Genomic DNA, 25,917 nt, shown 5'->3' on the forward strand with positions numbered 1-25,917 from the left:
GTTTTCTGCTTGTTCAAAAGACGATGCTACACGTTTGAATTCTACTTTTTCTGTCATTATGAAGCTTCTCCTCCTTGTGTTAAACGAATTCTAGGGTCAATGAATCCATATAGTAAATCAACAATTAAAATGGTCACAACTAGTAAAAATGAATACATCATCGTCACACCCATAATCGTTGGATAATCATTTGTTAAAATGGATTTAACAAATTGCTCTCCAATACCAGGAATGGCAAAAATATTTTCAATTACCATTGAACCTGTCATTAAACCTACTAACATTGGACCTGCAATTGTCACTAAAGGAATTAATGCATTACGCACTCCATGTTTCATGACTACTTCCATACGGCTCAATCCTTTGGCACGTGCTAATTCCATATAATCAGACTGTAACACTTCGACCATTTCCGTACGAATAAAACGAGCAGAATCCGCTACTGGAGAAATCGATAATGCTAAAGTTGGTAAAATCGAAGAAATAAATCCTTGATTCCATAATGCAATTGGTAAAATAGGGAAAATAACGCCGAACACTAATTGTAAAACAACCGCAAATACGAAACTTGGCACTGAACGTCCAATAATCGCAAAGAAAGTTGCTCCAGTATCTACAATTGTATTTTGTTTCATCGCTGCCACTAATCCAAGCAAGGTTCCCATTCCCATACCGAAAATCAATGCTTGTAAACCAATTTGAAACGATGGGCCTACACGACTAGATAATAAATTTAAAACCGTTGAATTATATTGGAATGACATTCCCAAATCTAAACGGACTAAACCACCTAAATAAATTAAATATTGCATCCAAACAGGTTTATCTAAGCCATATTTTGCATTCATAATTTGTAATTGAGCATCTGTTAAATTCTCTTCATTCGCATAAGGCGAACCCGGTAATAATTTCATTAAGAAAAACGTGATTGTCGCAATTAAAAACAATGTAATAATCATGTAGAAAATCCGTTTTAAAATATATTTCGTATATTGATTCATGTACTTCCTCCTGAAAATACTCTTCACTTTTTAATAAAGAATGTTTTAACTATCATACTATTTTTAGCTTTTATAATTCAATTATTTTGTTTGAAAATTTTTGAAAATGTAGTGTCCATTTCATTAAAACTACAAAAAATAGTTGAGTATAAAAATACCGACCTCCAACTATTAGATGATTAGTCTAACTTTTGGGGTCGGTATAGTAGATTTTATAATTTCATAATCATGACCTTTAATTGATTAGGAGACGTATAACCTTCTACTAGTTTAAATCCAAAATTTTTATAAAATCTTAAGAGGTTTTCATTATTTTCACACTCAAGCCAAACATATTTAGAACCAACAATCATACAAGCTTCTTGTAACTTCTTATATGCTAATGTCAGTAAATCCTGTCCTTTAATAGTATGTTGACTATTAAAATTTCTTCCTATTTGTCCTAATAAATAACTATATATTTGTAAATCTCCATTAGAAGTTATATATCCGTGATTTTTCAAAATCTTCTTTTGTGTTTTAGAAAGCTTTTCTACATATTTTTTTGGCATAGTTAAAGGTTTATTTGCTAAGGAAAAATAACCCAACAAATTTATCGTTTGATCAAACACCAAATAAGTCGTAGAAGCTCCTACTTTTTCTAGATGAATTGCCTTATTACACAAAAAGTATTCCACATCATTTGATTTTCCATCTTGTTGCGAAATACTTTTAAATCTATTAATTATTTCAGTCAGTTCATCCTCAGATAATTCTTCCATTAATTGTCGTAAAGTTAAAATTTGATATTTCACTTTTTAGACTCCTTTAACTGGCGAACAAAATTTGATACTTCTTCTTTCCCTCTTAAAGTTTCAGCAGAAACATCGGTTAAATTAGGCTTTTGATTATTTTTCAACGCTTTAACCAATGCATCTGTGTGATTATGATGAAATATAATATTAGTTGTGAAACTTTCTGTTGCCATAACATAACCTCCTTCTTACTCTACAAGCATAGTATACAGCACCATCGTAAATTTTACAATTCAACAGAATAACCATCTATATTTTTCATCAAAAAACTTTACTTAACAGACAACTTCCCATCTTCCAACACATAAATTTTATGATAGTCCTCTGGATGCTTTGGCATACGATGAGATATTTCTATGAAACTCATTTGTCTTTCTTTTAATAAGTCTCGAATAAAAGTAGTGGTTTCTTCATCAACTGCAGAAGAAAATTCATCGATTAATAACATTTCATAAGAACGAAGTAGTAATCGTGCTAAGCATAATCGAGCTTTTTCTCCTCCAGATAAATTGTCAACTAAATTCACAGTTTCATCCATTAAATCATATCGCTCCAGTAAATAAGACAAATGAACTTCTTTTAGAACATTCTCCATCTGTTCTTCAGAATACTCTTCACCAAGTGTTAGATTAAACGCTAATGAATTCATGAAAATATTAGACTCTTGCATAAAATAACCAATCTTAGCTTTTTGAAAGGCATTATTCGTTTCGGGTGCTTCGACTCCTGCAAATCTTATTTTTCCAACTTGTGGATGGATTTCCCCATAAATACAATCTAATAAAGTTGTTTTTCCACTTCCTGAAGGCCCCATTAATAAAATTCGGTCTCCTTTATTCATCATAAAGTGTAACTCATTTAAAATCGTATGTTCTTTTACTTCCAAATGAATATTCGTTAATTGAATCGGAAAAACATCTGTGACAAGTACTTGTTCCTCCTCCATCGGTTCAAATTCCAAATATTTGTTCATTCGTTGAACCATTGGAATCGTTGTATTCATTTTTTGATAAAAATCCATCGCATTTAATAATGGACTAATAATACGATCACTTGCTAAATAAATCGCCATGACAACGGATAATTTTAAATCACCCTGAATAGAAAAATAAACTCCAATTGCTAAAGGAAGAAAAGAACTAATTCCGGATACTAAATTCGCTAATATTTTTGAAAGAAAACGCAGATGATTCATCTGATAATAATCTTCTTCAGTGGCACGAATTTTACTACCTAAATTCGAAATGGCAATCGATTCTACTCGAAAATTCTTAATCACACGCTTATAATCAATGAACTCATGTTGTCTTGCAATATATTGTTGATTATTCTGCGACCACTGTTGCGCCTTCACTTTAATTTTCTTCGTAAACAAATGCGGAATTAACAAAGGTAAAATCGCAAAAGCTAAGAAAATAATCGTCATTTTTAAATCTAAAACCGTAATATAAACAAAGGTAACAAAAGAAAAAGTCAGACAATATACAAAACTAATAAACGAAACAATTCCTTGTTGTTGAATGACATTCCACTCCGTTAATAAAATGGACTCCACTTCACTTTGCTCAAAGTCGCCTGCATAATAATTCGTAATCAGTTTTTCCTTCGTTTGAATCGATAATAATTTTAATAGACGTTGTTGAAATTCATCCCAAATAAACACTCCAAACCGAACAAAACCATACCCTAATATTCCAACAATCGAAATAATTACTAAATCCGAAACATTTTTAGAAGTCCCCACTTCGATTAAATTGGAAATAAAATAAGGAATTACAATCCCATCCAATGCAGTAATACTCATTCCAATAACAATGAGTAAAAGAATTTTCTTTGGAATCGATTGGAATAATTTTAGTAAGCTCAGCATATTCGATTTCTCCCCTTTTTTATATTTTCTACAACTGAATCACTTCATCATAGAGATCATTCACTAATGATTCTTCCCTATGAGAAATATGAATCACTGTTCTATCCTCTAATTGTAATAACTCTTGTTCAATTTTTCGATACAATTCTCTATCTAATGCAGAAATAGCTTCATCAAGAATAATCCATTTTTTATTTTCTAACAAAGCTTTTATTAAAATAATCCGTTGAATTTGTCCACCTGATAAACTTGATTCTTCAGTATACACCTGTTCTAAAGATTCTATCGTAGGAAATCTATCTTGCAATTGGAATCGATCAATCATTTCTAACAATCTTTTATCTTCTATCTCTTCATAAGAAGTAATATTATTCCGTATTGTATCATGGAACAGCGATGCATTTTGAGGGATATAACTTATTTCATTTTGAAGACTCTCATACGAAATATCCTCAATTCTTTTATCATTTAAATATACTTCACCTTTAAATGCTGTTAAATTTCCCGTTAGAATAAGGGTTAAAATCGATTTCCCACCACCACTTTTACCTGTAATTAAATATTTTTTTCCTTTTTCAAAAATCATTCTATTAGAATGAACAATCGTAAAATTTTGAAATGGAACTGAAACTTGTTCAATCCGAATATTTTCTAAATTTTCTAAAGAAAATTCTTTAGAATGATCCTCTGTCGATTGTTTCATTAAATTTTCAAAAATAGATTTCACCGATTGGATTTGACTAATTGAACTAGCAATTAAATTAGCAGGCAATGTTAATTCTTGAGAAATGGAAAACATCGAAATCATGGCTCCGATTGTCATTTTTTCATGTAACACTTGGATTCCACCGACTAAAAGAATAGCGATTAAAGTCATATAAAAACCAAATCCTACTAAAACATCCACTAATGCTACTTGACGTTCTTTCATTAAAGTATCTGTGTTTATATTTTCATACTTATGAACAGCTACTCCCATAATTTTTCTATAAGAATGACTATTTTTAACTAATAATTTATTTTTCAATAAATCAGATAAATAGGTGATATATTTTTTCTTCGCCAATGAAATCGATTCTTGCTTTCTTTTCAAAGAATTTTTAAACAATAAAGGAATCATAATTGGAAGTAACATTGTCAATAAAATTGCCGTTGCAACCCAAATATTCAGATAATACAAAGCAATCGTAGAAAATATAAACGAAGTCACTCCTTGTATCATAGAAATTTTTGTATCATAGTGAAGCTCTTTAACCATTTCAATATCATTTGTTATTTCCGATACTTTTTCTCCGACAGATAATTGTTCTTCTTGTTGAAGCGAAATACCTTTTTCAACTGAAAAGTTCAAGGACTTAGAATGAAAATAACTTCCTACCTTGTTTAAATACAGTACATTGAAAACTTTTCTACCATATTCTACGACTAATAAAAGTAAAATAATTCCAAGTAAATAAGCAATTTGAGAAAAGAATGTATGACTATCTTGATTCGAAACAGCATCAATTACGTCCTTTATTTGATAATTTAACAAGACAGATAAAAACGAAACACCAATTACACAGACAACTGTTAAGAAAAAATATTTTTTCATCAATCTTTCCCCCCTTTTTCAGCATTATTGTTCACTATATCCCAAAGTAAAGTTTTAGTAAATAGTTTTCTTGTAGAAAATGATTTTACATAGAAATAGCAGTAATAGAACTCACTTCGATTTCCATTACTGCTGCCGTCCATACTGCAACTATAGACAAATTATTTACGCTTTTATCTCTCTCATCACAATGTTTCCATCTTTAATTTCTAAGCAATAATCAAATTGTTGCATAAATTCTTCATCATATTGATGTGTACTATAAACAATTAATTTATTTTCTAAATGACTCACTACTTCTTCTACTTTCAAGCGATTCTGAGCATCCAAACCAGCAGTTGGTTCATCAAATAATAAAATCTCTCTATCAAAGAATAATAATCTTGCTAAATCAATTCTTCTCTTTTCACCACCAGAAGCAGTTGAAAGAATATTATCAAACTCCGTTGACTGATTAACCCATTTTTCTAATCCAACTTGCTTACATAACGCTTGAAACTGAGAATCAGTAATTGAATTTTGCAAACTAATATTCTCTTTTAAGGATAATTGAAAGAGTGAAGTTTCTTGTCCAATATAAGAAATTTGATGAGAAATTTTTTCTAGTTCAGAACTATCCAACGCTTTCCCATTTTCTAATTGAAATTTCAATGACTGATTGTCAACAGGGATTGAACCAATGAGCGATTTTAAAAATGTTGATTTCCCACTACCACTTTCACCGATTAAAAGATATTTCTTCCCTTTTTCTAATTGAAGATTCAAATGCTGAAATATTAGTTTTTCATCAAAATTTACCGCAAAATCTTCAAAAATAATCTTTTGGATGTTAGATTGTTCTTTTACGACTTCAATTTTTCTTTGATCAATAATTTCAAACACTTTATCTTTCACACTTTTAGCAGCGACTACTTCCGTATAACTCGCTCCAAATCCTTGAATCGGATATGCTACATATTGTGTTAACTGTTTAATTGTAAAAAATACTGCTAAGGTAACCGAATGGTTTAATACAAAATATCCTCCTAATACCCAAGAAAATACATTTACAAACATTCTTAATCCATAGGAAATAGCATAAACAAATTTATTCGTATGAGTGACGTATACCTTTGCCTCTACTAAATCACGGCTTTTACTTCTTAAACGTTTATTAAATAACGGAAAAACATCATATACTTTTAAAGTTGTAAAAGAATCGAATATTTCTGTTAATAACGATAAATACTTTTCATTGATTTGAGATAAATTTAATTTTGCATTTCCTAAAATTTTTCTTGAAAAATATGGCAACGCAAATGGTAATGAACTTAATCCAATCATTAAAATAGCAAACAAAGGACTAATGACTATGGCAGATACGAATCCTAAAATAAATACCCATACATCATTGTACATACTTAACAATTCTTTAATATAATCACTTTCAATAGTTTCTAAATCTTTTGTGTACATATTTAAGTAGTAATCTCTACCTAATTTTTCAAACTCCACAATGGATTGACTTTCAATTGATTCGAGTAAATCTTCTCGAATGTGATACATTAATTCCTGCGTAAGTCTTTCATTTACAACATCTACTGCATAATCTAAGTATGAATCAATCAATACATAAACAAAGGATAAAACTGCAATCCATATAAAATTTTCAAATTTACCTTCGGTGATAGTTTCTACTAATAAATTAATAATATAAGCCATAAAAACAACAGATACTGCCCCAAGCATACTAACGAAAGAAAAGGCAATAAATGGTTTCATAATTTTACGAATATAACGATACATTATAATTCCTCCATAAAAATCTAAAATACAAACATTACTCGATTAAAAAACATGATGTTACCTCCTTCACATTAAAAATCAGAAGATTAAACTTCTTCCTATTCAGATTATAGTTCAATTAAAAAAAAAAAAACAATACGATTAGAAAATTTCTCAATAAAATTTCTACACAAAACACATTTTGACAATGAACAATGGTTTATCATAGTAGCAGCAGAAATAAAACCAAAGGTTTGCTGCCGTCCTTACTGCCACTATAGATAAAGTCATTTACGCACAAAAAAACATCTCATAAATGCTCCTTCCACATTTACAAGATGTTTTACAATTAATTATTATTGTTATTATCTAAGAAATAAATCAAAGTTTGTAATTCATTTGTTAAGTCAACGTTTTGAACACGAATATGTTCTGGTGCAGTTAAACGAAGCGGTGTGAAGTTTAAAATTCCACGTACATTTGCTTCCACTAATAAATTAGCAGTTTCTTGAGCAACTTCTTGAGGAACTGTTAAAATCGCCACTTGAATTTGTTGCACACGAAGTTGTTCTACTAAATCGTTCATAGAATAAACTGGAACTCCACTCACAATTTTTCCTACCATATTTTCATCTACTTCAAACGCTGCACTAATTCTTACATGATTACTTTGGTGGAAATTATAGTTTAATAAAGCTTGCCCTAAATTTCCTACTCCTACTAAAGCAACATTTGTTAAACGATCATGATTTAATTGTTGACTGAAGAAGTCTAATAAATACTCCACATCATAACCATATCCACGTTTTCCTAACGCTCCAAAATATGAGAAATCACGACGAATTGTTGCACTATCTACTTTAACTGCATCACTTAATTCTGTTGATGAAATACGACGTTTTCCTGCATCATGTAAAAATCTTAAATAACGATGATAAATTGCCAAGCGCTTTGCGGTAGCTTTTGGAATTTCAACTTTTTTCATTTTTCAATCTCCTTTATATCAAATTTCATAAATATTCTAGCATAAGTTTCATAAATTTCACAAGCGATATGCTTGTTTTTACATAAAAATATTGTATTTGTACATTTTATTCTACATATTCCTTATAATGTACATTTCTCAAGAACATTGTGATTTTTTCCCAATCTTACATCTATATTAAGAACATTAAAAACTTTTGTCCTCATCATATGTATGATAGAATAAAATTGAAACTGCATAGAAAGAGGATTATGACATGATTTTATTACAAGGTCAAGGGCTAGCGAGACATTTTGGCCCAGATGTACTATTTGAAAATATTTCCCTTGAAGTTCAAGAACGTTCTCGTATTGCATTAGTAGGAAGAAACGGAACAGGAAAATCAACATTATTAAAAATTTTAGCCGGAATCGAAGAACCTAGTTTAGGAATGGTGAGTAAGAAAAAAGACCTTTCGATTGGCTACTTAGATCAATATGCTTCCGTTGATTCTGAAAATACGATTTGGGAAGAAATGATTGAATTATTTAAAGGAGTCGAAGCTCTAAAAAAAGAAGCACTTTTAATGGCTGATAAATTAGGAAATCCAGACGTATTAGCCAATGAATCACTCTATCAACAAACATTAGCTCGATATGATGATTTACAAGAACAATTAAATAAAATGAATGCCTATGGATATGAAGGAGAAATCCGCTCTGTCTTACATGGATTCCAATTTTATCCTGAAGATTATGATAAACCGATTCAACAATTATCCGGTGGACAAAGAACTCGTTTAGCCTTAGCTAAAATTTTATTAGAAAAACATGATGTCTTAATTTTAGACGAACCTACGAACCACTTAGATATTGAAACATTAACATGGTTAGAAGATTACTTAAAATCTTCACCCATATCCCTACTAATTGTCAGCCATGACCAATACTTTTTAGATAAAGTTTGTCAAGAAGTGTATGAAATACATCATCACACTTGCGAATATTATAAGGGCAATTATTCATACTATGTTACGGAACGTGAAAATCGCTTCTTACTACAACAAAAAGCGTATGAAAAACAACAAGAGAAAATTCAAAAATTAGAAGAATTTGTTGCGAAAAATATTGTTCGTGCCTCTACTACGAAGCGAGCACAGTCACGTAGAAAACAATTAGAAAAAATGGAACGAATCGAAAAACCACAGTCAGATTCAAGATCCGCTCGTTTTTCATTTTCTGTTCAAAAAGAATCTGGTAATCAAGTGTTAAATGTGCAAGATGCGTATATTGGATATGACGGGCAAACGCTAGCGGGACCAATCAATTTAAACATTAGAAAACAAGAAGCGATTGCGATTGTTGGTCCAAATGGAATTGGTAAATCAACATTTTTAAAATCTCTAATACAAGAAATTCCATGGATTTCTGGAGAAAGTTCATTAGGGGCTAATGTTCAAGTCGGTTACTATGATCAAAATTTAAGTGGATTAAACTCTAAAACAACTGTTTTAGAAGAGCTATGGAGCCGACATACAACGATGCCTGAAAAAGATATTCGTACAATTTTAGGAAGCTTCCTATTTTCAGGAAAAGATGTAGAAAAATCCACTGCCCAATTAAGTGGGGGCGAAAAGGCAAGACTTGCTTTAGCAAAACTTTCATTAGAACATGATAATTTCTTATTACTCGACGAACCTACCAACCACTTAGATATCGATAGTAAGGAAGTTCTTGAACAAGCTCTTATTGAATATGATGGTACGATTTGTTTTGTTTCACACGACCGTTATTTCATTAACCAAGTAGCAACTTCTATTTTAGAAATCACTCCTGAAGGAAGTACCTTATATTTAGGAGATTATGATTACTATATTGAAAAGAAACAAGAGCTTGAAGCTTTAAAACAAGAAGAAGCCACTCCTGTCGTTCAAGCAGAAGTCGCTTTAACCGATACCAAGAAAAATTACTTAAGCTCAAAAGAAGAACAAAAACAACTTCGTACTCTGACAAGACAAGTAGAACAACTAGAAGAAAAACTTCATCAAATCGAGCAAGAAATCTCTTCTGTTCACGAAGAATTAACGTTAGAAGAAGTTTATACGAATCCTACTCGTTCTAGTGAACTTCAACAAACTTTACAAAACTTAAATGAATCATTAGAAGAAGTAATGATGGAATGGGAAGAAGCTAGCTTAGCTTTGGAAGAATTCCAAGCTTAATAACTTCTCTCAAATAAAAATGAAAAGACTTTTCCTCGTAGCTTACGACATGTGCTGCTACTGAAGAAAAGTCTTTTTTTAATTAAAATTTATTGCTTATAATCGGTTATAAACACTTCCACGATTTCCAATTTTTATAATATCCAGAATTTCACCTTTATCATTATACAAAACACGAAAATCACCGACTCTTAAGCGGTACATAGAGTCAAACCCTTGCAATTTCTTTACATTTCCATTGGGTAAATGATAAATAGCTGTCATAATACGATTAAAAGATGTTTTATCTTGTTTTCTCAAAAATTTTTCAGCCTGTTTACTTAATCGAATAGATTTCATAATTCAAAACCCATTTCATTTGCGAATGATTCAAAATCAACAAATTCCATATCGCCCTTTTCATATTTATGGATGGCTTTTAATTCTTCTTTGGTAGGAATGACACTATCTTTGAATAAATAAATAACCGAAATTAAAGCATTTGCTTGTTCATCATTTAACTCATCGATATTTAAATGATTTAAAATCCATTTTAGTTCTTCTTTCACCGTCATCATAGTCATTTCCTTTCTTTGTAATTTCTATTTATATTCATTGTATAAAATTATTCTATTAAAGTAAACTCTTACTCATTCATAAATTGGCTTTGATAAAGATGTTGGTAGAACCCTTGCTGAGCAATCAGTTCTTCATGTGTTCCTTGTTCAATGACTTGCCCATCTTTCAATACTAATATTTTATCTGCATTTTGAATCGTTGAAAGTCTGTGAGCTACAATGAAACTTGTTTTCCCTTCCATTAATGTCTGAAAAGCTTGTTGAATTTTCAACTCGGTTCTTGTATCAATAGAAGATGTCGCTTCATCAAGAATAAGCATCGATGGCTTGCTTAACATGACTCGAGCAATAGATAAGAGTTGTCGTTGCCCTTGTGAGAAGTCTTCTCCTTGTCGATGAAGAGGTGTTTCTAATCCTTGTGGTAGCTTTTCAATCATTTTATCTAATTGGCATTGGATTAATACTTGTTGAATTTCTTCGTCAGTTGCATTCGGGTTTCCTAATAGTAAATTCTCTCGAATGGTACCTGATTGCAACCATGTTTCTTGTAATACCATTCCGAACAATTGTCTCAATTGCTGTCTACTCATGTCTTTTATTGAAATACCATCGATAGTAATATTTCCTTTATCGACTTCATAAAATCGCATTAATAAATTAATAAGTGTACTCTTACCACTTCCAGTTGGTCCTACAATCGCAATTTTTTCTCCAGGATTTACTTCTAAAGAAAAATTCTCAATGAGGGATTGGTCTTTTTGATAAGAAAATGACACATTTTCAAAGAGGACTTCCCCTTTAATCATTTCTGGCAATTGAATTTCTGTTTCTTCTTCAGATTCCATAGGTTCTTCCATCAATTCAAATACACGACTTGCACATGCAATTGAATTTTGAAACTCAGTCATCACACCTGAAATTTCATTAAAAGGTTTTGTATACTGATTCGCATATGTTAAAAATGCTGCCAATTGTCCAATACTTAATTGAGCTTTCAACACAAAAAATGCTCCCACTAATCCTACTACCGTATACACTAAGCTGTTTACAAAGCGAGTTGCTGGATTCGTAATCGAAGAATAAAAAATAGCTTTTAAGGAACGGTCTGCTAATTTTTCGTTCATTTCATCAAAAGTTTCTAACACATTTTTTTCTTGACTATACGCTTGAACTACTTTTATTCCAGTAATCATTTCATGAGTAAAGGCTGTTTGTTCCGCTCTTAATGTTGATTGATCATGAAATAAATCATATGTTTTTTTAGCAATAAATGATGCAACGACAAATGAAATAGGCGTTAAAAGAAGAACAACTACTGTCATTGTCAGTTGAATACTAAACATCCAAAATAATGTACTTATAATCGTTAAGATTCCTGTAAATAATTGAGAAAATCCTAATAACAATCCATCTGCCATTTGTTCTGTATCCGAAATAACAATGCTTTGAAGAGAACCATGTGCTTTTAAATCTAAGTAACTTAAGGGCATTTTAGATAAATGAATAAAGACATCATCCCTCAATGTCTTCACCATGCCATAAGCAATATGATTATGACACAAACTCATCACATATTGACTCACCATACTAATGAGTGCTAGCACAAAAATCCATAATAAGCCATTTGTGACAATAGAAAATTGTACTTCTCCAACTCCTATCATCGCATCAATTGTTTGACCGATGACTTTTGGAATCCATACACTAGATAACACACTCACCATTGCTAAAAATAGAGAAAATAGTAAAAGAAAACCATATGGTTTTAAATACGGAAATAATTTTTTATACACTTCCATTTTTTCATGCTTCATACTACTGTTCCTCCTTTTGAAATTGTGAGGCAGTTATTTCTTGATAAATCGCATTTGTTTCTAGTAACTCTTCATGAGTTCCAATTCCTACGATTTTTCCTTTTTCCATCACAATAATTTGATGAGCTTGCATCACTGAAGCCGCCCTTTGAGAGACAATAATGGTTGTTGGTTTAAACGGAGCTTTTGAAATGGCTTTTCTTAATGCAGCATCCGTTGCATAATCTAAAGCAGAAAAACTATCATCTAATATTAAAATTTCTGGTTTTCTAACCATTGCTCGAGCAATCGTCAAGCGTTGTTTTTGTCCACCTGATAGATTTCTTCCTTCTTGTTCCAATACATACTCTAATTGATTTGGTTTTTGCTCAACCATTTCTTTTGCTTGGGCAATTTCTAATGCTTCATATAATTCTTGAGTTGTAGCATCTGATTTTCCCCATCTTAAATTTTCAGCAATCGTTCCTCTAAATAAAGCTGCCTTTTGAGGAACAATCCCTATTTTCTGTCTTAATGCTTCTGTTGGAATCGTTTCTATGGGTTGACCATTTATACGAATCGTTCCACTTGTTGGAAGATAAAATTTTGGAATCAGTGAAATTAGTGAAGTTTTCCCACTTCCTGTTCCACCAATAATGCCTAAAGTTTCGCCTTTTTTTAGAGAGAACGTTAAGTTTTCTAACACTTCATGACTATCTCCTTCATATTTAAGCGAAACATTTTCAAATGAAAGTACAATATCTGTCTCTTCTTTTGAAGATAAGCTATCCATTTTTTCTACAAATTCATCAGGTTGTTCAATCGTCAATATTGCTTCAATTCTCTTAGCACTTGCAATAGAACGTGTCACTTGAATCGTTAGATTTGCTAATTTAATAAGCTCTAATAAAATTTGCGACATATAATTTACTAAGGCAATTACTTGTCCCTTTGTTAAGATTCCTGTATCAATTTGTACCGCTCCTAATTGTAATAACACAATAATCGCAATATTAATAATAATCATTGTAATCGGATTGGTTAAACTCGATAGATGACTCACGAATTTTTGTTGATTCGCTAATGCATCTGTCTCAGTTCGAAAAGTATTTTGTTCGATTTCTACTCGATTAAACGCACGAAGAACTCTCACTCCTGTTAAATTCTCCATTGTTTTTTGAGTAATACGATCCATTCCTTCTTGTACTTTTGTAAATAAAGGAATTGTTTTTAATAAAATGGCATAAATAATTATCGCTAAAACTGGAATCGTCACAACAAATATCCAAGCAGCTTGTACATTTACAATAAATGCCATTATCATTGCACCAAAAACTACAAAAGGTGAACGAAGCAATAGTCTTAAAAATAAATTCCAACCTGTTTGAACTTGTTGAATATCACTGGTCATTTTTGTAATGAGTGAATCTGTTCCAAGTTGATCAATCGTTGAAAAATTCATTTCCGTAATTTTTTCTAATAAAGCATAGCGTAATTTCTTAGCAAAGCCAGTTGCTGATTTAGCGGCAAAATACTGCGCAGTAATCGAAACGACTAAACCAATCACCGCAAGAAGAATTAACAAACCGCACATCATTACAATATAAGACGGACGATTTTGAGCAATTCCAACATCCATTAATTGGGCCATCACTAGAGGCACAAACAATTCAAAACTAGCTTCTAACAATTTAAATAAAGGTGCTAGAAAACTTTCTTTTTTATAATAACGAACATATTTCCATAACGTCTTCAAAAACTTACTCCTTATCCAAAAATTTAATAATTAAATTGTAACAAAGTCTATAAAAAATGCAAATAAACACAAAAAAACTTTTCGAAACTAATGTTTCGAAAAGTTTTTTAAACAGCTCTTATTTATATACACAATCGCTGTAGCATGAGAATCGCAAATTCGAGGCTGCTTGCGTCTTAGTGCTACTTCAGGGAAGTCATTATCTACGCAATTCTTTTTCTTCAATTAACTCCGCAATTTGTACTGCATTACTTGCTGCACCTTTACGAATATTATCTCCCACACACCAAATATGGAAACTATTCGGTTGAGAAATATCACGACGAATTCTTCCAACAAACACTTCATCATGACCAGTTGCCATTAGAGGTGTTGGATATTCATTATTAGCAGGATTATCCACTACTACAACACCAGGAGCTTTCGATAAAATTTCACGAATTTCTTCTGGAGTAGTATCTTTTTCAAAAGTGACATTAATTTCTACTGAATGTGAATTCATCACAGGAACACGCACACAAGTTGCAGTAATTGCCACTGATTCATCTAACCCTAAAATTTTACGAGTTTCTTGAATCATTTTCATTTCTTCTTTTGTATATCCATTTTCTAAGAAAACATCAATATGTGGTAATACATTATTATAAATTGGATGAGGATAATTTGTTGGCGCTAATCCTTTTTCTCCATTGACTAAGTCATTAATTCCTGCTTGTCCTGAACCAGAAACTGCTTGATAAGTTGTGTAAGCCACTCTCTTCAAGCCAAACGCTTCATGTAGTGGTTTTAATGGCACTACTGATTGGATTGTAGAACAGTTTGGATTTGCGATAATTTTTCTTTCTAATGTTGGTGCATTACATTCTGGAACTACTAAATCAATCTCAGGATCCATTCTCCATGCACTTGAATTATCAATAACAATCACGCCATCTTTTTCTGCGATTGGAGCAAATTTTAATGAAGTACCTCCACCAGCTGAGAAAATCGCATAATCAATCTCACGTTTAAAAGAATTTTCTGTTAATTCTTCGACAACATAATCTTTCCCTCTAAATTGTAATACTTTTCCTGCTGAACGAGCAGAAGCTAATAAGTATAAATTTTCCACTGGAAGGTTACTTTCTGCTAATCTTTCAATCATTTTTGTACCTACAACACCTGTTGCACCTACAATTGCAATATTTACCATAATGAATCTCCTCTTTACTATAAGTCTATGTGATGAAAATTATATCGAATGTTTCTAAAAATGTAAAGAAATCGTCCTTTTAGCGAACACATTTGTAGCTGTTTTCGACACACTTCTGAATGAATGCTTCATCCTTACAAACATTCAGCGCAATAGAAATCCAATGCTTTTTATTCATGTGGTATGCTTCGAACACTCCCTCTTTTTGAAGGAGAATTTCCTTTTCTTCTGGAGAAATCTTCACATTTAAAATTAGTGCTGTTTCATCACTTGTAATTCCTAATTTACTAAATGGTATTTCATTCATTAGTGCATACCATTTTCTGTTTTCTTTCACATTGTATACGGTAGCTTCTGATTTTTTAAAGGGCATTGCTGAATAAGGCGTTATATGTTCCAATATCCAACAATTCCATTTTTCTTTTAACGCAACTAAAGATGTATCTACTGAATAACACCATTGAAATACCATCTCTTCTGCTTCCTGCCTTAATTGCTGTGCAATTTTACTATTTGTAGTTGTCACGTCAAATAAAGAATAGCGTTCATGAAACTCATCTTGTACAATCATTTCTAAGCCTTTTTCGACCGAAGCACTCACAATATAAAAATAAAATCCGTCTATTTTGCTAGGAATTGTTTTCCCTTCATAATCTATTAAATCTGAAGTTAATGTCCATTTCATTTCTTTATCCTTATTCCTATAATTTATATTGCACTCGAAGTTCTAAAATCATATCTCGAAGTTGTGCCGCTTTTTCAAAGTTCAAGTCTTTCGCTGCAGCACGCATTTCTAATTCCATCACTTCAATGGCTTCTCTTCTTTGTTGAACAGTCATTTGTTTGAAATCAGTCTGAGTTGTTTCTTCTTTTTCAACTGCATGAGTAATTGCAATTAAATCACGAATATTTTTATGAATTGTTTTTGGAGTAATTCCATGTTCTTTATTATAAGCTTCTTGAATAGTTCTACGACGATTCGTTTCATCAATCGCATATTTCATAGAATCCGTAATCTTATCGGCGTACATAATCACTCGTCCATTCGCATTTCTTGCAGCACGTCCAATTGTTTGAACTAAGGAACGTTCACTTCTTAAAAATCCTTCCTTATCCGCATCTAAAATCGCAACAAGTGAAACTTCCGGAACATCTAGCCCTTCTCTTAATAAGTTAATTCCGACTAATACATCAAATTCACCAAGACGTAAGTTTCGAATAATTTCTGTTCTTTCTAATGTTTTAATATCACTATGAAGATATTTCACACGAATACCGACTTCTTTTAAGTAATCCGTTAAATCTTCTGACATTTTCTTCGTTAATGTTGTAATAAATACACGTTCATTCTTTTCAATTCGGTCATGAATTTCACGGATTAAGTCATCAATTTGTCCATTAATTGGTCGAACTTCAATTAATGGATCTAATAAACCTGTTGGTCGAATAATTTGTTCTGTAACAGTTGGAGTATGAGCCATTTCATAAGGCCCTGGTGTTGCAGAAACATAAATCATTTGTGGAATTCTTTCTTCAAATTCTTCAAATCGTAATGGTCGATTATCCAAAGCGCTCGGTAATCGGAATCCATATTGAATTAACTGTTCTTTACGAGCCCGGTCTCCATTAAACATTGCTCTAATTTGTGACATCGTAATATGCGACTCATCCACAACATATAATGCATCTTCAGGGAAGAAGTCTAATAAAGTATACGGTGCTTCCCCCGGTTTTCTTCCATCCATATGTCTTGAATAATTTTCAATTCCGTTACAATAGCCCATTTCTAATAACATCTCAATATCATAGTTCGTTCGTTGTTCTAAACGTTGTGCTTCTAATAATTGATTATTTTCTCTTAATTCTTCTAATCGTTCTTTCAATTCTGCTTTAATCGTAGTAACTGCTCGACTAATTTCATCTTCATTTGACACAAAGTGAGCAGCTGGGAAAATAGGTACATGTTCTACGGTAGCTTTTACTTCACCGGTTAAAACATCAATTTCTTTTAACGCTTCAATTTCATCGCCAAAAAACTCTACACGAATAGCAGAAGAATCATGACCTGGAGGGAAAATATCGACAACGTCGCCTCTTACACGAAAACTACCTCTTCGAAAATCAATATCATTGCGCTCAAATTGCATTTCTACTAATCGAGTGAGTAACTGATTACGTTCTACTTCCATTCCTTCTCGTAAAGATAGTACATGTTCTCTATAGTTTTCAGGATTTACTAATCCATAAATACATGAAACAGAAGCTACAACAATAACATCTCTTCTTTCAAGCAATGCACTTGTAGCAGAGTGGCGTAATTTATCAATTTCATCATTGACGCTAGATTCTTTTTCAATATACGTGTCACTTGAAGGAACATAGGCTTCAGGTTGATAATAATCATAGTAAGACACGAAATATTCCACGGCATTATTCGGGAAAAATTCTTTTAATTCTCCATACAATTGACCTGCTAACGTTTTATTATGCGCTAATACTAAAGTTGGCTTATTCACTTCTTTAATCACATTAGCAATCGTAAAAGTTTTCCCCGTTCCTGTAGCTCCTAATAAGGTTTGTTCATGCTTCCCTTCTAAAATTCCAGAAACTAATTCTTTAATCGCTTGTGGTTGATCTCCCTGCGGTTGATAGGGAGAATGTAATTCAAAATGATCCATTCTTCCACTCCTTTTTCAATATTCCTAATTAGTATAGCACGCTCGATATGGAAAACAAACCAGAGCGAATTATCAAAATAGAAATTCATCATTTACTGAAAAGTCCTCCAAATCCACTTATTTTATATACTATTTCATCGCAAGACTTGCATTTTTATAAGGACTTTTGTATAATAATTCCTGTTGGAGACAACTGATCAGTGATTATATAAATGTAAGAAAGAGGGGTGAACCCATTGCCAAATATCGCATCACAAATCAAACGTGTTCGTACAAACAAAAAGTCAACACTAGCAAACAACTCACAAACTTCTGCTATGCGTACTGCTATCAAAAAATTTGAAGCTGCAGTAGCTGAAGGTGCTGAAAATGCTGAAGAATTATTACGTGCTGCTCACAAAGCAATCGACGGAGCTGCTTCTAAAGGATTAATCCACAAAAACAAAGCTTCTCGTGATAAATCACGTCTTGCTTCAAAATTAAGCAAATAATAAAAAGCCTGAGAAATCATTCTCGGGCCTTTTTTGTACCTCTTATTCTTTTTTTCAATTCAACCTGCTTATGCACTCTTTTGACAAAACTTCAAAATAAAAGTTTCTAATTGTAATTCTTTTATTCCCAGTCCTGTTTTCAATGCATACTCTGTTTCTACTAATGAACGATACGCTGCTTCTAATAAAGTAATCGAAAATTTTCTAGATTGTCCTAGAGCGAGTTTTACACGGTATGGGTGAATTCCTAATACCTTTTGCATTTCAGGCTCGTGATAGCCTTCTTTTTGTAAGTAGCTCACTTGTAATAGTAATCGAAACTGTCCTAACAAAATGGCATTCATTTTAATCGGATCTTCTTTTTGTAATAGTAAATCTCTATAAATTTCAATCGCTACTTTACTGTCTTTTCGAAGAACGGCCTCTCCTAGTTCAAAAATATTTTGTTCTAAACTTTTTGGAACCAATGTTGTTACTAATTCACGATCTATAACTTTCGTATCCATCGCAGACAAAATTAACTTATCAATTTCTCTCATCGCATCTGTTAAAGAGTAATGTAATTTTTCTAAAAATAAATGTAAGACAGAAGTTTCCATCGAAACATCATGTTCTTGGATTTTGCTTTGAACCATCGCTCTTACATCTTTTTCTTCCAAAGAAGAAGCATCTAATAAAACCGCTACTTTCTTTAATTGCTTCACGATTTTTTTACGAGCATCTAATTTTTCATAAGGTGCAAAAAATACAACAACAGAAGAATCTAATGGATTTTCTAAATAAAACTGTAGTCTTTCAAGTTGATGATCAATTTTTGCTTTTTCTTTTTCACCGGTTAAAAAATACGGTTTATCAATCATGACTAAGCGTCTATCTCCAAAAAATGGAACAGATTCTGCATCTTCAATGGCTGTTTGAACAGCTGTTTCTTCCATATTAAATCGAGCAACATTTAATTCTTGGTCTTCAGGAGCCACTACAGATTCTAAAAATACTTGTCTTGCCCAGTTTTGTAAATAGTCTTCTTTTCCTTGAACAATATAAATCGGAGATAATTTCCCGGATTTAATTTCTTCTATTTTCTTTTGAAATTCCATTCATGACTCCCCTTTCTCTTAGTCTAGTGTATCGTGAAGTGTTCTTTTTGTCCATGCTTTCACTCATCTTTATGACTTTTTATCGTATGGAATTTTTGTAGTTCCTTTTTTTGCATCATATGTACTGCTCCATCTTCTTCTGAAATCCATATATGAGGTATTTGTTGTTCTAACTGATCTAAGAAGCGTGAACTAATATGCGATTTCAGCGTCCCTCTTCCTTTTTCTAAAATTAAACTTTTCGTTTGCATTTGTTTAAATCTATTCAGTTTTTCAATTAATTCTGCATTTTTCTTAGTAGCTATGACAATATCCGCTTTATGAGGTAGAGTATTCAGCTTCTCATCTACTATCAAAATTCGTTTTTCATCTAACGTAAAAATAGAATTTTGAGCTTCTTTCTTACTTTTATTCGCTGGAATCAATCCCCATTTCACACCAGAAAGTAACTCCATTTCTCCTATTTCATGACTTTGTACTGAAATGTCCCATTTACTATCCTCTCTTTTTTCAGACGGATTTTTAGAAACGACCACCTCGCTTACTGAAAAATCTTGGATCAACTCTTTCAAATCCTCACTATCTTCCACACTAGCATTTGTTAGTACAATAGAATCCAACTGAGAAATTCCTTCTACTAAAATATTATTCGTAACGGTTTTAGAAAAAGAATATTTTTCACGGACATTCCCCTTAGAATCTATGAACGAATTTCCACCCCTCAATATTAAAGTAGCATGATTAAATCCTTTAGGAATATACAATACCGAAACTTGCGAACCCGTACTTAAAAAGATGATTTGCTCATGCAGATGATAAGAAATACTTAGCGCAATAAGACAAGAACCTATTGCAAACACAACACTCGAATAAGGACGAAACCAAGATTTTTCATAACAAACAAGAGCTCCATAAAGAGTAATCCAATACAACATCCAAGTTATTGTTGACCATGTCCCAAATGTAAATCGTAAAAACAAAAATTGCTCACAAAATGCAAAAATGTGATTCAATCCATTTAATAGCGTATCTAAAAAGAAGACAATACCATTAGATATCCATCCCCACTCTATTACGACTGCTAAAGCATAAAGCAAAATTCCTGGAATAAGAATACTTTCAAACAACAACACCACTAAACCAGCTAATAATACACTTAACAGATTCCACGTAAAAAAATAATGACAAATTAACGGCAAAGCTATTATAGGCGTCAAAAAAGCAATCCAAATCGTTTTCTTCCATTTCCCTTGAAGATTATGCTGAGCAAAATAGCTCGTTAATAATAAAATAGCCGTTAAGCCATAACTCAGTTGAAATGCTACATTTTCAATGATACTTGTTCGATAAAACAGTGACAGCAAGAACAAAATTCCTAAACAATCCGCTGTCGTCAGTTTCAAATGAAACTTTTTAGAGCTTTGTGCTAAAATATACATCAAAATAGCTCGTGTGCCACTAATATTCCAATGGATGAAGTAGCCATAAATCACTAAGCCTATGATGGTAACAGCAACACTTGTTTCTCGAGTAATTTTCCATTTCCATAATACTTTTTCTAGCATATGAATAAACAGTGTAATATGAAGTCCTGAAATGGCTAAAACATGCATAATTCCCAGTCTCTTATAATGCCCTATCACCGTTGCATCTGCATCCTTCGTTTTACCGAATAGTAATAATAAAGCATAAGTTCGAACGAAACTTTCTGGCTGTTTATTAATTTTTAAATAAAATATTCTACGCAAATTTTGAAATAACGACATCCATGAAGGGGTATTTGCCATTTGTTTAAAACCTTTCACTTCAAACACACGCAGAATTCCAATACTACGATAATAACTTGGTGCATTAAAATCCCCTCTATTTTTAGGTTCATTTACAGGCTTACTCTTTCCAATAACAGATAACGTAAGATTAGCCTCCTCTTCTTCAAATACAGCTCTCTCTTTTTCAGAATGCATTTTATATTGAAACAATACTTTATGCTTAGAAGAAGGTAGCTCTAGTTCAGCAATTCCCGTTACAAAGTCTCCATTAATTTTCAAATCATCTCGGTTCAATCTTACAATCCCAGCTAACTCCCCTTCTGGAACAACTGTAGGATGATAGACTTGATAAGATCGTAATCCTACAAAGATAAGTATCATAAATACCCAGAATAGTTGTTCTTTACTTCGAAAATGAAGAACAAACGTCCAGATTCCTATCAAAATATAAATTCCTTTTAAAAGAAATGAGGACTCAGAAAGAATTAAACTTCCCAATATGATTTCTAAGACCGTTACCCAAATCCACTTCTTCATTGGAAAGTCACTTGGCTTTCAATCGCTTCTAAAGCTTTCTTTCCAATTCCCTTCACTTGTAATAAGTCTTCTTTTGTACGAAAGGCTCCATGTTCTTTTCGATATTGTAAAATGGCTTCTGCTTTTTTCTTTCCGATTCCTTTTATCGTTTGTAATTCTTCCAAAGTTGCCGTATTAATATTGACCGTTCCTTGTTTTGAATTAGACGCACTCGTATTAGTTGAACTTCCTTTTCCAGAATTTTCCTCTGTCACGCCACCTTCTTGTTTAGAATGTAGATTAGGAACAATAATTTGCATTTGATCCGTAATTTTTTGTGCTAAATTAATTTTTGTTTCATCTGCCTCCTCAGTAAAACCTCCTGCTTTTTTAATCACTTCTTGGATGCGACTCTCACAAGAAAACTCATACACTCCCGGCCTTAGAACTTCCCCTTTAACATCCACATAACAATTTTGTGGCATCATCACCGTTGTTTCTTCCACTCTTGTTGTATTCACTGCATTCGTTACCATCACTTTTTCTTTTGGTGATGAAGCCATCATTCCTCTTCCTAAAAGAATCATAACGATAACTGCTAACACACCTCCAATGATTGACAGAACTTTTTTATATTCCATCAATAAACGCCTTACTTGCATAAAAAAATAAAACATCATTTTTCCCTCCTCTAACTATAGATACGAAAAAAATGACGTTTTGTATTTTATTTTTCTAAAATTTTTACTGCATCTTCAAAATTTTTTACTGGATACACTTGAATGTTGGATTTTATCTTCTCAGCTGTTAATTTAGCTTCTTCATAATTGGATAAAATATTGGGATTTTTTTCTCTCATTTCATCCGTAATTTCATCATCAGGTGCTAGGAAAATAGTTGCTCCTGCACGAACAGCTGCCACTAATTTCTTATCTACTCCACCGATTCGTCCAACTTCTCCTTTTTCATTCATCGTCCCAGTACCAGCAACGATTCTACCTTGTTTTAAATTATTATCCGTTAACTGGTTATAAATTTCTAATGTAAACATCAAACCTGCCGATGGCCCACTAACCCCATGTGGATCAAAATCGACTTTAGGTGATTCATACAATTTCGAATGGGTCACTAATTGAATGCCTAACATTGGTTTACCTGTATCCGGATTTTCTACTAAGACTCCAGTTTTTTCAATAGTTTCTTGATTACGATTTATTTCAATCGTAACCTGATCACCAATTTTTTTAGAACTAATCGCTTGAATCATTTCTTGTGCGGATGAAAATGATTCCCCATCCACTTTTGTCACAATATCTCCTACTTGAATCTTCTCTTTAAAATCGGATTCAGGAACGACTGTCATAACATATACACCTAAAAATTCTTCTTCGACTGACTTTCCTGCTGCCTTATACGCTACTGAAATGGCTGCATTTCTAGCTTGTTGCATATAATATTCCTGAATTTTATTATATTCCTTACTAGGGGTTGTTCCATACACTTTTTCTTTTGGGATCATTTCAACATGAGGAAGCAATGTTTGAAGTGCTAATAAAGGGGTTGCTTGTTGTGACAATACCGTCATCACACGAAAAGACCCTTCCTTCTTCTCATTAACTCCTCCTATTGTAATAAAATCCTCTACTTTTTCAGCACTCCCTGGCATTTCTAAAACATAAGGTAAAGGATAAAATGCAATAATTCCTAGAACCAATAAACTTACAAGTGCTATAACAATAGTTCGTAAAGAAATTTTCTTCATTCCTCTTCACTTCTTTCTTGAAGCTTCATTTGTTGACACTCTTGCCCTGCATATAATTTTTTCAAAATTTCTGCTACAGACTCTGGAACAAAGGACTCAAATTCTCCACCAAATTTAGCTAATTCTTTCACCATTGTTGAACTGACATATTCATAGGCTGGTTCACTCATTAGTAAGACCGTTTCAATATTCTCGTCTAATCGATGATTATGATACGCTAATGTCTTTTCTAATTCTAAATCTTGACTATTGCGAACACCACGTAAAAGAACAGTTGCTCCTAATTGTTTCGCAGCTTCAACCGTTAAGCCTCCATCTTGTACAACAACTCGGATATTTTTCCAGTTCGACACAGCTTTCTGCACCGTTTGAACTCTCTCGTCTTTTGTTAAAGTATACTGCTTTTGATGATTATGAGAAATTAACACAATCACTTCATCAAATAATACTGTTGCACGCTCTATTAAATGAAGATGACCCTTTGTAATGGGATCAAAACTTCCTGCGTAAATTGCTTTTACCATACAAATCTCCTATTCAAATTCAAAGAAAATTAATGCTGTAATTCCATACTCAACTCGTTTCCATTGAGTAAATCGTCCAATTTTTTCTGGTAATTGTACTGCTTTATCCACTTCAGCGACAACTACAGCATCTTCTGCTACTAATGATAATTTTTCCAATTGTTCAATATCATGGATAATTTCTTGCAGACGATACGGAGGATCCATAAATACTAAAGAGACAGGTTTAAAGTCTTCTCTTGTGGCTAATGTTTTTAATCCATGCTTCACATTTTGTTTCAATAAAGTAAATTGATTTGGACTCTTTGTAATTTCAATATTTTGTTCGATCGTTTGAATTGCTTGTCGATTATTTTCAAATAAAAAGGCATGGTCCATCCCTCTAGAAACAGCCTCAATCGCTACTCCTCCACTGCCTGCATACATATCCAACATCACACCGCCATCAAAATATCCTCCTAAAATATTAAATAAGGATTCTTTAATTTTATCAGTTGTTGGTCTTGTGTTCTTTCCTGGAACAGCTCGAAGATGTCTTCCACCAAATTCGCCAGAAATAATTCTCATCTGTGTTCCTCCTTTAATATATTCACCTTATTATAAACGCTCAAAAAAAGAATAACAACTCACAATAAGCATCTACTCCGACTCCTATGTTACCTAAATTACGTGCATAAGCTACTACTTCTTGTCTTGTTGTCATTTTATCACTACTGTATATCTGATATGAATTCTGACAAAAAAAAGACACCTTGCGGTGTCTTCTTGGAAAATATCGTTAGTATAAATTGGACGTTCAGTAACCTCGTCATCTCAGGTACCTCTATGAGGTGCGGTAGGAACCTTTCTACCCTCAATTCATACTTTCTATACCTCTATTATAATTATTTATTATCTTTTGTCAACTTTTCGTAATCTTCCGTTGCGAATTCTCTGAGTTAATTTTAATTGAGAAATTTCGTGCATAGTAGCCACATAAAAGTAACCATTCTTACTGTCCAATTTAACTGCTATAAGAATATTTGGCTCTACTTGAACAATATACTCCAAACTGACACCTTTTTCTCTTGGGTTAACACCTACATAATCAGGATTTTTTAAATACTGTGATATTTTAGGTATATGAGAAATCATATTTTGATGGTTTCTCTTTATTAAATGTTTTTTGAAATTCTCATTATCAATGAATATCTTGCTAACATCACTAGTGATTGAAAGTATTTTTTTAACGTTTTTTGTAATTGTACCGATATTTTCCATATATAAGTTTCCTTTCTGTTACTTATAATTAGTTTATCATAAATCTCAAATGGTAACTATTATGTTTTAAACGAATTGATTAAGTTATATCTTCTATTTTCTTAAAATACAATAGAATATCTAGGATTATGGGAAAGTTTAAATAATCATCATTTTAATTCGGTCGAATTCGACCGAATTAAATCTAAAGCAGGGACAATGCATTTGCATTATTTCCTATAAAAAAGTCATGACTACCTGTCTAAAGGGTAATCATGACTTTTACACATAAACATTACGCTTCTGAAGCTAATGCTTGTTTTTCTAATTCAATT

The 25,917-nt window shown here is 32.3% G+C and carries 23 protein-coding genes; 2 read left to right on the forward strand and 21 right to left on the reverse strand.

The genetic code is table 11. The features are described from left to right. Positions 1-56 precede the first annotated feature (56 nt). From RWZ86_RS04520 to RWZ86_RS04550, 7 genes are all read right to left on the reverse strand, one after another. Positions 57-1,001, reverse strand: coding sequence for an ABC transporter permease (locus RWZ86_RS04520; protein ID WP_314680362.1), 945 nt, complete (start codon positions 999-1,001; stop codon positions 57-59). Positions 1,002-1,213: 212 nt separating this feature from the next. After that, positions 1,214-1,795, reverse strand: a complete 582-nt coding sequence (locus tag RWZ86_RS04525; protein WP_314680363.1) for a GNAT family N-acetyltransferase — start codon at positions 1,793-1,795, stop codon at positions 1,214-1,216. Further along, positions 1,792-1,968 (reverse strand): hypothetical protein, encoded by a 177-nt coding sequence (locus RWZ86_RS04530; RefSeq protein WP_314680364.1) that lies wholly within the window; start codon positions 1,966-1,968, stop codon positions 1,792-1,794. The genes RWZ86_RS04525 and RWZ86_RS04530 overlap by 4 nt, the downstream gene beginning before the upstream one ends. Positions 1,969-2,066: 98 nt before the next feature. Further along, on the reverse strand, positions 2,067-3,665 hold the full coding sequence (locus RWZ86_RS04535; protein ID WP_314680365.1) for an ABC transporter ATP-binding protein: 1,599 nt from the start codon (positions 3,663-3,665) through the stop codon (positions 2,067-2,069). 28 nt (positions 3,666-3,693) lie between these two features. Then, a complete protein-coding gene (locus RWZ86_RS04540) occupies positions 3,694-5,259 on the reverse strand; it encodes an ABC transporter ATP-binding protein (protein ID WP_314680366.1) in 1,566 nt (521 codons plus the stop codon). Positions 5,260-5,424: 165 nt separating this feature from the next. Continuing rightward, on the reverse strand, positions 5,425-7,044 hold the full coding sequence (locus tag RWZ86_RS04545; protein WP_314680367.1) for an ABC transporter ATP-binding protein: 1,620 nt from the start codon (positions 7,042-7,044) through the stop codon (positions 5,425-5,427). A gap of 328 nt (positions 7,045-7,372) precedes the next feature. Further along, complete coding sequence (locus RWZ86_RS04550) at positions 7,373-8,008, reverse strand: redox-sensing transcriptional repressor Rex (RefSeq protein ID WP_314680368.1); 636 nt, start codon at positions 8,006-8,008, stop codon at positions 7,373-7,375. Positions 8,009-8,264: 256 nt separating this feature from the next. Here RWZ86_RS04550 and RWZ86_RS04555 point away from each other — a divergent pair, with 256 nt between their 5' ends. Beyond that, entirely contained in the window at positions 8,265-10,208 is a 1,944-nt protein-coding gene (locus RWZ86_RS04555) for an ABC-F family ATP-binding cassette domain-containing protein (protein WP_314680369.1), read from the forward strand. 96 nt (positions 10,209-10,304) lie between these two features. On the opposite strand, the gene RWZ86_RS04560 is transcribed toward RWZ86_RS04555, so the two are convergent. The 7 genes from RWZ86_RS04560 to uvrB form a co-directional block, all read right to left on the reverse strand. After that, positions 10,305-10,547, reverse strand: a complete 243-nt coding sequence (locus tag RWZ86_RS04560) for a type II toxin-antitoxin system RelE/ParE family toxin (RefSeq protein ID WP_314680370.1) — start codon at positions 10,545-10,547, stop codon at positions 10,305-10,307. Beyond that, positions 10,544-10,765 carry a hypothetical protein gene (locus RWZ86_RS04565; protein ID WP_314680371.1) on the reverse strand — a complete coding sequence of 74 codons (222 nt, stop codon included), beginning with the start codon at positions 10,763-10,765 and terminating at the stop codon, positions 10,544-10,546. Before RWZ86_RS04565 ends, RWZ86_RS04560 begins: the two co-directional genes overlap by 4 nt. Positions 10,766-10,833: 68 nt before the next feature. Then, a complete protein-coding gene (locus tag RWZ86_RS04570; RefSeq protein ID WP_314680372.1) occupies positions 10,834-12,579 on the reverse strand; it encodes an ABC transporter ATP-binding protein in 1,746 nt (581 codons plus the stop codon). A gap of 1 nt (position 12,580) precedes the next feature. Continuing rightward, positions 12,581-14,314 carry an ABC transporter ATP-binding protein gene (locus RWZ86_RS04575; protein WP_314680373.1) on the reverse strand — a complete coding sequence of 578 codons (1,734 nt, stop codon included), beginning with the start codon at positions 14,312-14,314 and terminating at the stop codon, positions 12,581-12,583. Positions 14,315-14,513: 199 nt separating this feature from the next. Continuing rightward, the gene (locus RWZ86_RS04580) at positions 14,514-15,506 is read right to left on the reverse strand and encodes an aspartate-semialdehyde dehydrogenase (RefSeq protein WP_314680374.1); all 993 of its coding nucleotides are present in this window, start codon (positions 15,504-15,506) and stop codon (positions 14,514-14,516) included. A 79-nt stretch (positions 15,507-15,585) separates the two neighbouring features. Continuing rightward, the gene (locus RWZ86_RS04585) at positions 15,586-16,191 is read right to left on the reverse strand and encodes an MmcQ/YjbR family DNA-binding protein (protein WP_314680375.1); all 606 of its coding nucleotides are present in this window, start codon (positions 16,189-16,191) and stop codon (positions 15,586-15,588) included. Positions 16,192-16,207: 16 nt separating this feature from the next. Then, positions 16,208-18,184 (reverse strand): excinuclease ABC subunit UvrB, encoded by a 1,977-nt coding sequence (uvrB, locus tag RWZ86_RS04590; protein ID WP_314680376.1) that lies wholly within the window; start codon positions 18,182-18,184, stop codon positions 16,208-16,210. Between the two features lie 236 nt (positions 18,185-18,420). Between uvrB and rpsT the strand changes: the two genes are divergently transcribed. Next, the gene (gene rpsT / locus RWZ86_RS04595) at positions 18,421-18,675 is read left to right on the forward strand and encodes a 30S ribosomal protein S20 (protein ID WP_006703518.1); all 255 of its coding nucleotides are present in this window, start codon (positions 18,421-18,423) and stop codon (positions 18,673-18,675) included. A gap of 68 nt (positions 18,676-18,743) precedes the next feature. On the opposite strand, the gene holA is transcribed toward rpsT, so the two are convergent. From holA to RWZ86_RS04630, 7 genes are all read right to left on the reverse strand, one after another. Then, on the reverse strand, positions 18,744-19,772 hold the full coding sequence (gene holA / locus RWZ86_RS04600) for a DNA polymerase III subunit delta (RefSeq protein ID WP_314680377.1): 1,029 nt from the start codon (positions 19,770-19,772) through the stop codon (positions 18,744-18,746). A gap of 59 nt (positions 19,773-19,831) precedes the next feature. Further along, a complete protein-coding gene (locus RWZ86_RS04605; protein ID WP_314680378.1) occupies positions 19,832-22,078 on the reverse strand; it encodes a ComEC/Rec2 family competence protein in 2,247 nt (748 codons plus the stop codon). Continuing rightward, positions 22,075-22,737 carry a helix-hairpin-helix domain-containing protein gene (locus RWZ86_RS04610; protein ID WP_314680379.1) on the reverse strand — a complete coding sequence of 221 codons (663 nt, stop codon included), beginning with the start codon at positions 22,735-22,737 and terminating at the stop codon, positions 22,075-22,077. Before RWZ86_RS04610 ends, RWZ86_RS04605 begins: the two co-directional genes overlap by 4 nt. Before the next feature lie 47 nt (positions 22,738-22,784). Continuing rightward, positions 22,785-23,819 (reverse strand): SepM family pheromone-processing serine protease, encoded by a 1,035-nt coding sequence (locus RWZ86_RS04615; protein WP_314680380.1) that lies wholly within the window; start codon positions 23,817-23,819, stop codon positions 22,785-22,787. Continuing rightward, on the reverse strand, positions 23,816-24,343 hold the full coding sequence (gene coaD / locus RWZ86_RS04620; protein WP_314680381.1) for a pantetheine-phosphate adenylyltransferase: 528 nt from the start codon (positions 24,341-24,343) through the stop codon (positions 23,816-23,818). Before coaD ends, RWZ86_RS04615 begins: the two co-directional genes overlap by 4 nt. Positions 24,344-24,352: 9 nt before the next feature. Further along, on the reverse strand, positions 24,353-24,910 hold the full coding sequence (rsmD, locus tag RWZ86_RS04625) for a 16S rRNA (guanine(966)-N(2))-methyltransferase RsmD (RefSeq protein WP_314680382.1): 558 nt from the start codon (positions 24,908-24,910) through the stop codon (positions 24,353-24,355). A 324-nt stretch (positions 24,911-25,234) separates the two neighbouring features. After that, entirely contained in the window at positions 25,235-25,603 is a 369-nt protein-coding gene (locus tag RWZ86_RS04630; RefSeq protein WP_314349324.1) for a PBECR2 nuclease fold domain-containing protein, read from the reverse strand. Positions 25,604-25,917: the final 314 nt, after the last annotated feature.

The organism is uncultured Granulicatella sp., from assembly GCF_963545075.1.
Classification (GTDB): Bacteria; Bacillota; Bacilli; order Lactobacillales; family Aerococcaceae; genus Granulicatella.

Bases quoted from the DNA above. Each gene is read 5' to 3' on its own strand.
- RWZ86_RS04520 (WP_314680362.1), bottom strand. From the start codon at position 1,001: ATGAATCAATATACGAAATATATTTTAAAACGGATTTTCTACATGATT.
- RWZ86_RS04530 (WP_314680364.1), bottom strand. From the start codon at position 1,968: ATGGCAACAGAAAGTTTCACAACTAATATTATATTTCATCATAATCAC.
- RWZ86_RS04535 (WP_314680365.1), bottom strand. From the start codon at position 3,665: ATGCTGAGCTTACTAAAATTATTCCAATCGATTCCAAAGAAAATTCTT.
- RWZ86_RS04540 (WP_314680366.1), bottom strand. From the start codon at position 5,259: ATGAAAAAATATTTTTTCTTAACAGTTGTCTGTGTAATTGGTGTTTCG.
- RWZ86_RS04545 (WP_314680367.1), bottom strand. From the start codon at position 7,044: ATGTATCGTTATATTCGTAAAATTATGAAACCATTTATTGCCTTTTCT.
- RWZ86_RS04550 (WP_314680368.1), bottom strand. From the start codon at position 8,008: ATGAAAAAAGTTGAAATTCCAAAAGCTACCGCAAAGCGCTTGGCAATT.
- RWZ86_RS04555 (WP_314680369.1), top strand. From the start codon at position 8,265: ATGATTTTATTACAAGGTCAAGGGCTAGCGAGACATTTTGGCCCAGAT.
- RWZ86_RS04560 (WP_314680370.1), bottom strand. From the start codon at position 10,547: ATGAAATCTATTCGATTAAGTAAACAGGCTGAAAAATTTTTGAGAAAA.
- RWZ86_RS04565 (WP_314680371.1), bottom strand. From the start codon at position 10,765: ATGATGACGGTGAAAGAAGAACTAAAATGGATTTTAAATCATTTAAAT.
- RWZ86_RS04570 (WP_314680372.1), bottom strand. From the start codon at position 12,579: ATGAAGCATGAAAAAATGGAAGTGTATAAAAAATTATTTCCGTATTTA.
- RWZ86_RS04580 (WP_314680374.1), bottom strand. From the start codon at position 15,506: ATGGTAAATATTGCAATTGTAGGTGCAACAGGTGTTGTAGGTACAAAA.
- RWZ86_RS04585 (WP_314680375.1), bottom strand. From the start codon at position 16,191: ATGAAATGGACATTAACTTCAGATTTAATAGATTATGAAGGGAAAACA.
- uvrB (WP_314680376.1), bottom strand. From the start codon at position 18,184: ATGGATCATTTTGAATTACATTCTCCCTATCAACCGCAGGGAGATCAA.
- holA (WP_314680377.1), bottom strand. From the start codon at position 19,772: ATGGAATTTCAAAAGAAAATAGAAGAAATTAAATCCGGGAAATTATCT.
- RWZ86_RS04605 (WP_314680378.1), bottom strand. From the start codon at position 22,078: ATGAAGAAGTGGATTTGGGTAACGGTCTTAGAAATCATATTGGGAAGT.
- RWZ86_RS04610 (WP_314680379.1), bottom strand. From the start codon at position 22,737: ATGATGTTTTATTTTTTTATGCAAGTAAGGCGTTTATTGATGGAATAT.
- RWZ86_RS04615 (WP_314680380.1), bottom strand. From the start codon at position 23,819: ATGAAGAAAATTTCTTTACGAACTATTGTTATAGCACTTGTAAGTTTA.
- coaD (WP_314680381.1), bottom strand. From the start codon at position 24,343: ATGGTAAAAGCAATTTACGCAGGAAGTTTTGATCCCATTACAAAGGGT.
- rsmD (WP_314680382.1), bottom strand. From the start codon at position 24,910: ATGAGAATTATTTCTGGCGAATTTGGTGGAAGACATCTTCGAGCTGTT.
- RWZ86_RS04630 (WP_314349324.1), bottom strand. From the start codon at position 25,603: ATGGAAAATATCGGTACAATTACAAAAAACGTTAAAAAAATACTTTCA.